Genomic DNA, 14,336 nt, shown 5'->3' with positions numbered 1-14,336 from the left:
GGTACAGAGTACTGCAAGCAGCAAATAGAAGGGACAAATAAAGCAGGAACCATGTAAATGCAAATAGGGTGTAAGCAGAAGGACAAATGACAATTATAATAGTAGCACATAATCAAATAGATAAGCTGAAAATCAATTTGAAGACAATTTATTTGTTAGAGAGTATGGAAAACTTATCGGTAATTGTTATAGACGATGCATCTTCAGATGGAATGGGAGAATGGGTTGAAGGGCAGCAGGATATATCATATGCTTTTATGGAAGAATTTACTGGTTATGCTGCAATTATTAATGAAGCAGTAGAAGCCTTAGTGTTGATGAAGAATTAATGCTTCTTCAGCCTGAAGATATTATTACTCCGGGATGTTTGCGGAGAACGAGAACTGTGCTTTATGAAACAGAAAAAACAATGACAGTAGTTATCCCTTAGTGAAAAATTTGATAGTTATAGTGAGGCGGTAAATAAGGCTAAAGGGTACGGAGAAGAAGGACTCGGAGGGGTACTGATTTATATTATGGGATGTTTATGCTTCGAAAGGGAGTGCTGAAAGAAATCGGCTTTTTAAATAGTCAATTTATGATGTAGAACTCTATGATATGGGATGGAAAGGCGGAAATTATGTGGGGAGGAGCATGGTGGTATCATACTTACAAAAACACTCTCGAAAAGCAGTATCCACTGGTGCATGCTACAAAAGTTGATGCAAGAAGGAAAAACGGAGAAAAATCGTTAAGGATATTATCAATAACAAGATAAAAAGATTTTTAGTGAAGTATCTATCATCACATCACTTTTTCCAGATGGCATTCTTTGCATGGGTACGGCTCTTTTATATCATAATTGTGCAGATAGAACGTCAGCAGTGTGGAATGTTGCGGTAGGCAATCGTTCCGGTGGAATTAGATTTCGCATTGATTATCCGAGGATAAAGCTCATGACATTGAACAAAGCCGGTTGGAGTAGTGGTTATATAAGGAAAAGTTGATGTAATACTAAAATGGATGGAAGCGTCAAGCGGGATGAAAGAATTTTCGGCTATATGGAATGGTTTTTGTAATGAGCGATCTTTCTTAAATTGAGGACATCGTAAAGGCGGTTAAATAAAATTGTATTAATAGCCATACATTATATCCAACCGAATACCCATATTTTTGTAATATGTACAAATCATATATTGTAATATTTTTATGAAATCTGCCGATATATAAAGTAAGTTAAAATAGAACGCAGGCAAGGATAGCCATATAAAAATTGCATGGAGGCATAAGGCGGAATGAAGAAAAGATAAAGGCCATTCATGTCATCATTCACATGAATGGCCTTTTTTGTGAAAAAGGTGATTTATAAACGTTATCATATATTCAGAAGGTGGAAAATGAAGAGATATAAGAAGAAGGAAATGTTAGAGTCCGTCAAGACGCTTGAAAAAGCTAATGATATCATCGGCAGAAACAGCAAAGAGGATCAAAGTAATTTATTAGATGTGCTTACACAATGTCAGGAATCTGCCATTCTTCTCGGAACTTATATCGATTCGTTAGGAGCCAAATATTCCCATCTTGTCAAAATACTTGAAGATTATTGCGAAAATATTTATCAAATGAGCACCTTGCTATCGGATGATTATCAGTGCAGAGAATTATCAAAGGAAATTCAAAAGCAATTGACACAACTGAATAATGGAATTCGATATGATCTGCCAGAATATAGGAAAGAGGTTGTATTTCTTCCATATAAGGCTTCCATGTGGGATTCGTTGGAAAGCATTTGGAAGGCGTCTGATGAAGACGAGGATTGTGATGCTTATGTAATACCCATTCCTTATTTTGATAAGAATCAGGACGGGAGTTTTGGTGAGATTCACTATGAAGGAGATCAGTATCCGGATTATGTGCCTATTACGAATTATGAACAATATGATTTTGAAGAACGTAAGCCGGATATGATATTCATCCATAATCCCTACGATGGAGGTAATTATGTAACAAGCGTGCATCCCTTTTTTTATTCGAAGAACTTGAAACAATATACAGATATGCTTGTGTATATACCATATTTTATTTTGGATGAGATAAAGCCGGAGAATAAAAGCGAGATAGAGGGTATGAAGCATTTCTGTATGACATCCGGGGTGTTTAATGCGGATAAGGTAATTGTACAGTCGGAGAATATGCGGCAGATTTATATTGATGTACTGACTGAAGCAACAAAGAACACAAAAGAAGCAAGGAAGTATTGGGAAGAAAAAATATTGGGATTAGGTTCACCCAAGGTGGATAAGGTTATGAGTACGAAAAAAGATGACCTGATAATACCAGAAGAGTGGATAAAGATTATACAGAAGCCCGATGGAAGATGGAAAAAAATTATCTTTTATAATACGAGTATTGAGGCACTATTACAAAGCGGCCGACGGATGCTGAGAAAAATGGAATCAGTGCTTGCTGCATTTAAGGAAAACAAAGACGAAGTAGCATTACTTTGGCGGCCGCATCCGTTAATCGAGAACACATTGGCCTCTATGAGGCCACAACTTTGGAACGAATATAAGATAATCAGGGATAAGTATATCAGTGAAGCTTGGGGAATTTATGATAATACAGCAGATCTGGATAGGGCAATTGCGGTAGGTGATGCATATTATGGAGATGCCAGCAGCTTGGTGCAACTTTGTAGAAAAGTTGGAAAACCTGTTATGCTGCAAAATGTTACTGTAGATAATGAGAAAGACAATTCGGCTGTGCTGATTGCGGAAGACTGTATTCAAATAGATAGAAAACTTTTATTTGTAGCGAGAGATATAAATATCATCTTTTCCTTAGACATGGATAATGGAAAGATAAATCTGATAGATTCGATTCCGGAAGAAGATTTCATTGCAAATCGATTATCTGCAAAGATAGTTAGATGGGAGCAACAATTACTATTTGTGCCTTTTAATGCAAAAAAAATATGGATATACCGTCAAGATATTAAAGAATGGAAGAGCTTAGTACTGATGCCGGTAAATAATGAGGATATTTCTCTGAAGATGTTTCAGGCAATCGCCTACCAAGATAAAGTTTTTTTGATTGGAAGCAATTATCCAGCAATTGTTTGCGTAGATATGGAGAAAGAAACGCTGACATATTTTGATAGAATTTATGATTGTCTGAAAGATAAACGGAAAGAGCTGGAGGATTGTTATGTACGCTGTGATTGTGTCCAAATAAACGATTGCTTTTATATGGCATCAGCACTAGATAATAAGGTTTTAAAATTTGATATGAGCAACTGCCAATATTTCTGGATAGAGGTGGGAAGTGATAGGAATCGATATTCAGGAATTGCATGGGATGGTAGCAACTTTTGGTTGGCTCCACGACAGAATACGGCAATCGTCAAATGGGATGGAACAAATAAAGTAACAGAATATTTGCTGCCTCAGGAATTTGCGGCACAATGTATGCATTTTTTGGGAGTTGTATATGATGGAACGAAGATTATAATGCCTGGAGGAATAGATGGATCTAAAACTATAAAATTTAAAAATGGTTGTGCGGACAAATTTGAGATTCTGTCGGAACAATATTCATTTTATAAGAGAATCAATGATGGTTACATCGTTAGTCAGACAACTGAAGGAGAGTTAACAGTGCTGGATAGAGATGGGAGAGGACTGGATTATTTATGTGCAGTGGACATAGAAGCGCTGGATAGTTATAAACGTGAGCAAAAAGTGGATATTATTGATATTATACAAAAAAAGTTGTGTATTGAGAATCATATTATTAGCATGCATGATTTGTGTAGTACGGTGGATGTCAAAGGAAAAGAAAAGCAGATAAATGAAATATGCGGTGGGAAAATATGGAGAGAAATGGCATAAATATAGAGGCATCTCAGTTTAGTTTTTTATGATAAAGCCAAATTTAATATTTAAAATATAAAAATACAAGTGTAACAGGCAAGAAAACATAGGACAGCATTGTGGAAAAAGAATGCAGAGGATTTAAGCTATGGAGTATAAGCGTATGGAAGAATTAAAATTAAATAATGGAATGAGTATACCGCTATTGGGAATTGGTGCAACTGGCATCTGGGGGGAAGGAAAAGAGCCGCAAACAGTTAAACTGATTCAAAGGCAATATGAGATATATTGCTATGCTTTAAAATCGAGAAAGTGCAGATTGTTTGATACATCTAGTGCGTATGGTTTGAATGAGGAAGTATTAGGTAAAGCGATAAATGATATAGGCATAAATAGAAATGAAGTTATATTAATGTCTAAAATCTCTAATAGTCAGCAAAGAGAAGGAAACGTGCGAAAAGCATTAGAAGAAACTTTAAAAAAGTTAAATACAGATTATTTGGACGTATACTTGATTCATTGGCCGCAAACAGGAACATTTATAAATACTTACCTTCAAATGGAAAAAATGTATAAGGAAGGCTTAGTCAAATCAATAGGTGTTTGCAATTTTAATATCCATCATTTAGAAGAATTACGACAACAAGCATCAATTATTCCGTCTGTAAATCAATTTGAGATTCATCCCTTGTTTACACAGGATAATTTGATTAATTATTGTCAGGCAAATAATATTCTGCCTATTGCATATTCACCTATAGGCAGAATGCACGACGTGCTAATAAATGCAAAGCCAGTATATGAGTTATCGAGAAAATATGGGAAAACACCAGTTCAGATAATTTTACGCTGGCATTATCAATTGTACCATGTTGCTATTCCTCGAACTTTAGATAAAAATCATTTTGATGATATATTTAGCGTTGATGAATTTTTTCTGGAAGAGAGGGAGGTTTCATGGATTAGCAGTATAAATGAAAATATTAGATTACGTTATAACCCGGACACATGTGATTTTTCAAGATTATAATTCAAATTAGGAGATAATTAGTATGATAGATAAAATAGAAAAATCTAAATGTACTGGTTGTAAAATGTGTGCAGACATATGCAGCCAAAATGCGATTTCTTTTCAAACGGATCAAAAGGGATTTTGGTATCCTAAAGTAGATATGGAAAAATGTATAAAGTGTAAATTGTGTATTCAAAAATGTCCATCTCTAAATCAGGATGATGTGAGAATGATGAATCGGCCTTCAGTATATTCTGCGTGGAGCAGAGAGGGGGAGGTGCGTCATGAAAGTACATCGGGTGGAATCTTTTATGAAATTGCTAAAATCTTTATTGAGAAGGGGGGCGTTGTTTGTGGCGCGCGATATGGGGAAAAATGGAAGTCGGCAGAGCATTTTTTGGCATATGATTTAGACGGGTTAAAGCAGCTGCAAGGATCGAAATATTTTCAGAGTGATACAGAAGGCATATATCGAGCAATTAAAAAAGAAATACAAAAAGGTAAAGAAATTTTATTTTGCGGTACACCATGTCAAAATGCTGCTTTATCGTTATATTTAGGGGAAGATTTCCCTAATATTTATTACATGGATTTTATTTGCCGCAGCATTAATTCCCCTCTGGCATTTGAAAAATATGTTTCGGAGTTAGAAGAACTTTATGGCGCTAGAGCGGTGAAAGTACATTTAAAAAACAAGAAAAATGGATGGCAGAGTTTGGCATCCCAGATATGCTTTGCAAATGGAATGGAATCCCTTCAAGATAGGCATCATGACTGGTGGGTGAGAGGTTTTATTAATTACGATTTATATACAAGAGAATCTTGCTATGAATGTCTGTATAGAACACTTCCCAGAAAAGCCGCAGATATTACTATTGGGGATTTCTGGGGAATTGAAGGCGAGAGCGATTATGATATGTTTCAGGGAATCTCTGCAGTATTATTGAACTCAGCGAAGGGAGTTGAATTATTTGAGCATACTAAGAAATACTTGTATGCGAAAAAGAAAACAATTGAAGATGTATTACCAGGAAATGTGGCAATATTTGAGAATCCGCGAAGAACGTCAAAAGGAGATGAATTTTTTGAATTGATAAAGGAATATCCCTTTAGTAAGGCTGTTAGTTTATGTATAGGCGTTACTAAAAGAAGTACTCATAAAAATTATTTTAAAATAGGAAAAAGAATACTTAAAGAATTAAAGGAAATAAAAGATTTAGGTCAGGTATCAAGAGTAAAATATTTATATTACAATTATTTATGTAAAAATATTGTTCGAAAGGGAGAGGCAAAATTAATCCCTTATAAAAATGCAATTATTGATTTACATCCATCAGCCAGGATCTATTTACATGGAGATAAGAATTTTGAAGTTGGTATTAATAAATTAAAAGGATCCAAAGCAGAGACATATATTCGAATGAATAGGGATGCTGTTTGGAATTCTTATCATGGCGGAGCATTGTTTTACAATGCAACATTAGAAATCAAGGAAAATGCAGTGTTTAACTCGGGTTTTTTTACTGCAAACGGGGGCAGTAGCATTATTGCAGATAAAAAAATAACATTTGGAGAAGATGTAATGTTAGGAAGAAATGTATTGGTTTATGACAGTGACTTCCATCAGTTACGAAATGACGATGGAGAACAGATTAATTTTGCAAGTGAGGTGGTAATAGAAAACCACGTCTGGTTGACTTCTAACATTACTATACTGAAAGGTGTTACTATTGGTCAGGATAGCTTGATCTCTGCACAAACGGTAGTTAATAAAAGCGTTCCGCCACATTCGATTATAGCTGGAAAGGCGAATGGAACGTGTGTAAAAGACTCTGTAAATTGGAGCAGGGAAAGGTGTTCAAAATATAAAGATTTATTGGACAATTCAAAGATTGTGTTATATGGATATGGTGTGCTGGGAAAAAAGTTCTGGGAAAAGCATAAAGAAAAAATAGAATATGTTGTTGATAACTTTTCAGAAAAGGATGGAATTTATACGTTTGAAAATTTTTATAAAAAATATCCGGAGTTGGGAGAAAACTATATATGGGTTATTGCTGCTCCGAATTATTTTTCAGAAATCTATTGGCAAATAAGAAAGTCTTACTCAGAAATAATGATAATAGAAGCAGAATTATAAATTTTGAAATATAAGGATGGAAATATTGTGAAAAAAATAGGTATTTTAACTTTTCATTATGCAGACAACTATGGAGCAGTTTTACAAGCATATGCATTAAGACGAGTTATAAATGTATTGCCTGATTGTGTGGCTGAGATTATCAATTTTGTTCCAAAGGAATTTACATATTCATTATACAAAAATGATATAAAATCAAGGCAATTATTATGTGGAAAAAGGAAGAAATTTGAAGATTTTCTGCAAAAAACATGTGGGATCAGCAGTCCGATGATTTCTAAAGTTGAGGGAAATCAATATGATTATTATTGTGTTGGAAGTGATCAGGTATGGAATATAATGCTTGGGGATGTGGAGTTCTTTTTGCCACACCTTGATGAGAACGCAATAAGAATATCATATGCGGCAAGCATTGGGATGAGCTCAGAAAAAGTATATGAATATAAAGATTTATTTGAAAAGCATGTATCTAAATTCAAAGAAATTTCACTAAGAGAACAAGCGCATGTAGATTTTATTCAGACAGTCTGTCATAAGGAGTGCCAATGTGTGTTAGATCCAACGTTACTTTTAAAGACAGAAGACTATTCTGCTATAATTACGGAAGATCATGTAAAGAATAAACCATTTATTTTATTTTTTTGGTTATTTCACGATGATAATTTGATGAAGGGAATTGAATTTGTAAACACTTTGTCAAGAAAGTATGGTTTGCCTATTGTACACACGGTTGCGGATGCTAAATCATATATGTTTAATATGGATTATGGAAATGTGTTTTATGAAGGGGTAGATTATTTTTTATGGTATATAAAAAATGCAAGTTTTGTTGTGACAAACTCTTATCATGCTACATTGTTTTCTATGCAGTTCAAAACTCCATTTTATACTTTTTTAGTTGATAAGATGAGTAGCAGAATGAATACACTGAGCAAAAAATTTGGAATTTGTGATCGAATGGTAAATAGCTATATTAATCCGGGTAAATTAGATGATAACATAGATTTTGGATATATCGAAGAAAGATTAATAGTGGAGAGGGATAAGTCAATTGATTTTTTAAAAGCTGCATTAGATGTTAAAATATAAATGGAGATTATGAATGAATATATTTTTCAAAGTTCAGGGTCTTATATTCAGAGATGATGATTATATAGATATTACGAAAAGATATCAATACGAAGATTTGATTATCATGAAATACTTAAAAATAAAATGAGATTCTCCAACCGCTTATCAGGAACGGAAAAAAGCCGGAGGAGTTTGAAAAGAGCACAAGGAAATTAATTTTAGAATGAATCAGGGAAATTTTCGCCCAAGAAAGTTGTTTATATGATATTATAACTCTATATTTTTTTCGGATTTGAGTAGATTAGTTTTTTGACAATTTAATCCTGTAACAAATCAGTAAGGAATTAAATTTTTTATCAAAAGTGCCTGTATTTATACGAGTTACAGCGTTTTCTAAACACCTGATTTAATCTTCTATGAAAGGAAAAATAAGATGTATTTTATAAGAACATGTGGAATAGATGGAGTAAGGGTATTAGAGGTTGCTAAAGCAAAGTTTACAGATGCTGAATTTGAGTTTGTCGACATGGATATGAATAAATGGGGAACTTATGTTTTTGGAGTCAGAGTTATCTCGTTTTATGAAATGCTAAGGAAATTTGAAGATGGAGATAAAGTGGTTATTCCGGCTCGATATTTGGGAAGAGAAATTTTAGATGAATTGCAAATAGGAAAAATAAGTGGAAACTTATTATTAGTTTGTGATGGGGAAAATATCATTTCGTTAGAAAAATTTTATTATTTAGAATATTTAGAATATCATACAAATGATCACTGTAATTTAAATTGTAGAGGATGTTCTCATTTCTGTCCATTAGTAAAAGAAGAAATATTTACAGATTATGAATTATTCGAAAGGGATATATATAGGCTTAAAGAATTAATTCCATATATTAAACAAATAAGAATAATGGGAGGAGAACCATTTCTTAATCCTCAATTGGGAAAGTTTGTAAGCATCACAAGAAATAAATATAAGGAATCAGATATAAGAATTGTTACAAATGGAATTTTGGTTGAGAATCTTTCCGATGAACTATGGGAGATTATAAAAGAAAATAATGTTAAAATTGATATTTCCGCATATCCTGCATTAATTAAAAGAATAGATTACATTGTTGATGAAATATTAAAACATGGAGTTAAGGTAGGCCTAATACGTAACGTCTCTTATTTTAATCAAATAATGCATGAAAAAAGAGAACTCCCGTTTGATAATACGAGTAACTGTATTTGTAATAATATACATGATGGACATATTGCTTCTTGTCCTATGGCTTTTTATGGAAAATACTTTAATGAATATTTTCATACAAATATTCCATTTGAATCAGGACAGATTGATTTGTTTAAGATAAAAAGTGGAAAAGAATTAATGGAAAAGCTAAATACTCCTTTTGCATTTTGTAATTACTGCAATGAGCATAATGTTGGAATTAATTTATCGTTAAACAAAAAGAAATGGATTTCGCAAAATGGAGTTACGAATTTTAAAATTTCAGATTGGTGCGAAGCAGGAAAAATATAATTCCATTTTTAGAGAATGATTCAAATAAGATGACAATATTTAGAGAAATGCATATTTGGATAATATTTCAACAAAGAGATTAAAATAATATAAAATAAATTATCTGAACAAATTACGATAATGAGATAAAAAAAGCAGTTTGACGAAAATGAATTGAATGAAAAGTTTGGAATTTGTAGTCGCATGGCAGATTGCTATATCCATTCTGGAAAGCTAGATGATAATATGGATTTTGAATGTATTGAAGGTAAATTAGGAGTAGAGAAAGACAAGTCAGCTATTTTTTAAAATCAGCATTAAGTATTAAAGAACAAAGTGGAGAACATAAATGAATAACGACTGTGAAAGAGAAAAAACAAATATGTTTCCAAAGATACAGGAACCTATATTTAAGGACAATAATTATATAGATATTGCTGAAAGATATCAATACCAATATCCAATTATCATGAAATATTTAAAAAATAAAATCGATGGATGGAATATTGGAGACTTTTTATATGAACAGGGAGCGCAGAAAATAGCATTGTATGCCATCACAGAGTTCACGGAACTTGTTGCTGAAGATTTGGAAAAGTGTGACAAATCGATAAAGATAGTGGCTATCTGTGATAAGAATAATCAGAATCATCGGAATGGATTTCATCAGAATGAGGTAATTGGTATTGATAAGCTGGTGGAGGAATATGAATCAAAGAAAATTGATAAAATATTAATTTGTAGCATTTTTCATGCAAATGAGATATTCTACGACTTAATGGAACGAAAAATCAAACTGGAAGATATGATTACTGTGAGCACCGCAATATTTAATGGGGGAGGAGAATGCAAATGTTAAGTGTAATTGTTCCCGTTTATAATGCTGAAAGGCATTTGAAAAAATGTATCAACAGTATCACTTGTCAGACATATTCCGATATGGAAATTATTCTTGTAGATGACGGGTCAACGGATGCTTCGGGAGAAATTTGTGATGAATTTTTAAAAGTCGATTCAAGAATAAAAGTTATACATATTGAAAATTCCGGAGCAATTACCGCGAGAAAAAAAGGAGTTGAATCAGCAGGGGGAGAGGTCGTGACTTTTGTGGACAGCGATGACTGGATTGAACCTGATATGTATGAAAGTCTGATGACGGTATATATCCAATATAAACCAGACATTGTATCTTCTGGATTTTATACTGGAGAGATGAAGGATAAATCAATAGAAGACAATTTTGAAGAAGGCTTTTATTGTACCAATCAGATTAAAGAAATAATTATTCCTAAAATGATGTTTAATGGGTATGCTAATACATGGGAATTACGGCGGCTCTTTGGAATAAGATTTTTAAAAAAGAATTATTGAAAAGAATAATTGAAGAGGTAGACAATGAAATTTCATTAGGTGATGATGCGAGTGTGGTTTATCCTGCTGTGATACAAGCAAATAGTATGTATATTATACGTAGATCTTGGTATCATTATATTCAAAATGAAGATTCTATGTGCCATAGCTGCACTTTTGAAGAGTTTGCAGAAGTTTCTTTGCTAAAGGCAGAATTTGAACGAAGATTTAAAGAATATAATGTCTGGGATACGATGCAGCTACAGCTTGAACGATATATCAGGGGTGTAATGTCCATTGTAGTAAGAGGTGTTTATGGCATAGAATTAACGAATACACCCTATTTATTTCCTTTCGAGTTGATTCCTGCAAAATGTAAGGTGATTTTATATGGTGCTGGTATTGTCGGAAAGTCATATTGGGACTGTTTAAGGACTCAGAAATATGCGGAAGTGGCAGCTTGGGTAGATGGAAAACATAATAAAATAGAATATTATGGGGGAGTACGCATTGAAAGTCCGACAATCCTTGCAGAGGTTGAGTTTGATTTTGTCGTGATTGCTGTTTTCGATCAGAAGCTTGCAGAAGAGATAGAAGAGCATTTATTGGAACAAAAAATCCCTAAAAAGAAAATAGTCTGGACAACTCCGGAATACATTGGATAATAGATTTTATAAATAATTAAGAGGAGAAGTACAAAAAGATATGTTAAGAATTTTTATATGGGGAACAGGAAAAATAGCAGAAGATCTATTGGAACAATACAATGTATATGATGAATATGAGCTTTTGGGGTTTATTGATAATAATCTCCAAAAGCAAGGAAAAGCTTTTGGAGATAAGGAAATTTTTTCGCCTAGTGTTTTGTATGATGTTAAACCAGATAAGATTGTGATTTTATCTGATTATTATGATGAAATAAGCCGGCAGATTATTCATATGTTTCCGGATATGCAGAATTTAATTGAAAATAAAAATTATTTTTATAAAAAAAGCATATTAAGGCGATATGATAATGTTGATGATATAGAAATAAAAACAGTGTTAAAATACATAAAGGAAAATGAGTTACAGGTATTTAATTATGATTTTGCAGACAAGTATAAATATTTAAAAGTGGATATAACATATGATAATAATTGCGGGATGTATTATGTTTATCATCAGGGAAAAAAGCTATACTTTGCCAAAGTGTTAGATACGGAGTTAAAAGTGAAAGAGTATTATAAATCGCTGCTGGTAGAACAGGATGAGGCATCTCCGCATAGATATTTAACACCGCAATTTGACGTAAATGAGGGAGATGTTGTTGTAGATATTGGTGTGGCAGAGGGAAATTTTTCTCTTGAAATTATAGAGAAGGCCTCGAAGGTTTATATAATTGAAACAGATAATGGGTGGATAGAAGCTTTAAAGGAAACTTTTAAAGACTATCAGGAAAAAGTTGTGATTATTCAAAAGTATGTCACATCAATAAATGAAAATAAAAATGCAACACTTGACTCATTAATAAAAGAGCCGGTTAATTTTATAAAAATGGATATTGAGGGAAATGAATGGGATGCATTATTAGGGGCTGAAAATCTGATTAGGAATTCTGAAAAATTAAAATGTGCGGTATGTTCATATCACGCGGATTTTGATGAGGTTTTAATTAGAGATGTTTTGGGAAGATATGGACTGGAATGCTCAGTGACACCGGGATACATGTGGTTTCCGGCAGCGGGAAGAAAAGCATATATTTCACTGAAGCTGTGCAGAGGGCTTGTTCTAGGGATTAAGCGCTAAGTTTTCATTTTCTTCCAGATAAAAAATTAAGTATATATGGCGGTGAAGAGAAAATGGATGAGGTTAAACAACTCAAAGTATTAGCAATGTATTTACCACAATTTCACAGAATACCAGAGAATGATTTATGGTGGGGAGAAGGCTTTACAGAATGGATAGCCGTGAAAAAAGCGGAAAAGTTTTACGATGGACATAATCAGCCGCGGGTGCCGCTAAATATCAATTATTATAATCTGCTTGAAAAAGATACGATGAGATGGCAGGCAGATCTCATGAAAAAATATGGTGTGGATGGTATGTGTATATATCATTACTGGTTTAAGGATGGCAGGAGGATTTTGGAAAAACCGGCGGAAAATCTTTTGAAATGGCGAACTATTGATATGCCGTTTTGCTTCTGCTGGGCGAATGAGACATGGGCCAGATCATGGAGCAAATTAAGAAATAAAAATGTGTGGATGAATACCAGTGAGGAAAACACCGGGCACGAGGATGATAATGGGATACTGCTGGAACAGGTCTATGGAAATAAGGGGCAGTGGGAAGAACATTTTAATTATCTGAAACAATTTTTTCATGATGAAAGATATATTCGCATCCAAGGGAAACCGCTATTTGTGATATATCGGACGGCAAATATACCATGCTTGATTGAAATGCTGGAATGCTGGAACGAACTGGCAGAAAAGGACGGACTGCAAGGAATTTATATAATAGGTGCCGGGTGTAATGGAAATACAAGAGATTGCGTGGACGCAGAGCTTTATCACGAACCGGTGTGGAGCAAAGACAGGATTTCATTATCTCATATAAAAAACAACCATGGCATTGACATATGGCAATATGATGAAATCTGGAATCATATATTGCAGGTTAACCCTGCCTCAAAGACTTATGTTGGAGGTTTTGTGGGATATGATGATACTCCAAGAAGGGGGGCGGAAGGGAATATAATAGAGGGTGAGACGCCTGAAAAATTTGCACATTATCTAACGAAGCTCATGGCAAAGAATGCGGCATTGGGAAATGACTTTGTTTTTCTTAATGCGTGGAACGAATGGGGAGAAGGGATGTATCTTGAGCCGGATAGCCGGAATGGAGAAAAGTTTTTGGAGGCAGTGCGATATGCCAAGAAAAATTATTTGACATATGTAGAAGAGTTTTTGTTAAAGGATACTGAGAAGAATAATGAAAAGGATAGTACAGCAGGAATGGGCGTGGAGGAGTTGAGGACATGCTGGGATAGGGAACTTCATTATTTAAAAGTATTAGACTACTGGATGCTGCTTAGGGATAATAATATTTCTGTTTTAAGGTGGCTGGAAAAGGGTGGATATAAATCAGTTGCCATTTACGGCTATGGGGTGTTGGGCAAACATCTATATAATGAACTGTCAGCGGGCAATATAGAGATAGAATATATTATAGACAAACAGAAGGGCAAATTACATGTGGATACTACAATATACCTTCCTTCGGAGGCATTACCACAAACAGCGCTCATCATAGTTACTGCTACCTATGAATCTAATGAGATCTATCGTAAACTAAAAGAAAAGGGAATGAAAAAAATTATTTCATTAGAAACGATATTATATGAAAGTGGGTTAAATTGAA

Annotated in this window: 12 protein-coding genes; all 12 read left to right on the top strand. The window is 33.8% G+C overall.

Annotation, left to right across the window (positions count from 1 at the left end):
* Window positions 1–86 precede the first annotated feature (86 nt).
* On the top strand, window positions 87–329 hold the full coding sequence (locus tag CC90_RS0112205; protein WP_031391049.1) for a glycosyltransferase family 2 protein: 243 nt from the start codon (window positions 87–89) through the stop codon (window positions 327–329).
* A 263-nt stretch (window positions 330–592) separates the two neighbouring features.
* Complete coding sequence (locus tag CC90_RS24225) at window positions 593–757, top strand: hypothetical protein (RefSeq protein WP_157837552.1); 165 nt, start codon at window positions 593–595, stop codon at window positions 755–757.
* Window positions 758–1,376: 619 nt separating this feature from the next.
* Window positions 1,377–3,869, top strand: a complete 2,493-nt coding sequence (locus CC90_RS25005; RefSeq protein ID WP_330373226.1) for an NHL repeat-containing protein — start codon at window positions 1,377–1,379, stop codon at window positions 3,867–3,869.
* Between the two features lie 145 nt (window positions 3,870–4,014).
* Complete coding sequence (locus tag CC90_RS0112185) at window positions 4,015–4,881, top strand: aldo/keto reductase family protein (RefSeq protein WP_031391047.1); 867 nt, start codon at window positions 4,015–4,017, stop codon at window positions 4,879–4,881.
* A gap of 22 nt (window positions 4,882–4,903) precedes the next feature.
* Window positions 4,904–7,003 carry a Coenzyme F420 hydrogenase/dehydrogenase, beta subunit C-terminal domain gene (locus CC90_RS23165; RefSeq protein ID WP_051869508.1) on the top strand — a complete coding sequence of 700 codons (2,100 nt, stop codon included), beginning with the start codon at window positions 4,904–4,906 and terminating at the stop codon, window positions 7,001–7,003.
* A 3-nt stretch (window positions 7,004–7,006) separates the two neighbouring features.
* Complete coding sequence (locus tag CC90_RS0112175) at window positions 7,007–8,092, top strand: polysaccharide pyruvyl transferase family protein (protein WP_031391045.1); 1,086 nt, start codon at window positions 7,007–7,009, stop codon at window positions 8,090–8,092.
* 415 nt (window positions 8,093–8,507) lie between these two features.
* Window positions 8,508–9,602, top strand: a complete 1,095-nt coding sequence (locus CC90_RS0112165) for a radical SAM protein (protein ID WP_031391044.1) — start codon at window positions 8,508–8,510, stop codon at window positions 9,600–9,602.
* Between the two features lie 328 nt (window positions 9,603–9,930).
* A complete protein-coding gene (locus CC90_RS0112155) occupies window positions 9,931–10,440 on the top strand; it encodes a hypothetical protein (protein ID WP_031391043.1) in 510 nt (169 codons plus the stop codon).
* Entirely contained in the window at window positions 10,434–10,952 is a 519-nt protein-coding gene (locus tag CC90_RS22365) for a glycosyltransferase family 2 protein (RefSeq protein ID WP_051869506.1), read from the top strand. Before CC90_RS0112155 ends, CC90_RS22365 begins: the two co-directional genes overlap by 7 nt.
* On the top strand, window positions 10,901–11,596 hold the full coding sequence (locus CC90_RS23160; protein WP_031391041.1) for a hypothetical protein: 696 nt from the start codon (window positions 10,901–10,903) through the stop codon (window positions 11,594–11,596). Before CC90_RS22365 ends, CC90_RS23160 begins: the two co-directional genes overlap by 52 nt.
* A 40-nt stretch (window positions 11,597–11,636) precedes the next feature.
* Window positions 11,637–12,719, top strand: a complete 1,083-nt coding sequence (locus CC90_RS23155; RefSeq protein ID WP_051869505.1) for an FkbM family methyltransferase — start codon at window positions 11,637–11,639, stop codon at window positions 12,717–12,719.
* Between the two features lie 53 nt (window positions 12,720–12,772).
* Window positions 12,773–14,335, top strand: a complete 1,563-nt coding sequence (locus CC90_RS0112135) for a glycoside hydrolase family 99-like domain-containing protein (RefSeq protein WP_051869503.1) — start codon at window positions 12,773–12,775, stop codon at window positions 14,333–14,335.
* The last annotated feature ends 1 nt before the right edge of the window (window position 14,336 follow it).

The organism is Kineothrix alysoides, assembly GCF_000732725.1.
GTDB lineage: Bacteria > Bacillota > Clostridia > Lachnospirales > Lachnospiraceae > Kineothrix > Kineothrix alysoides.
Note: the sequence above shows the minus strand (reverse complement) of the source record. Positions and strands in the feature narration are given on the sequence as shown.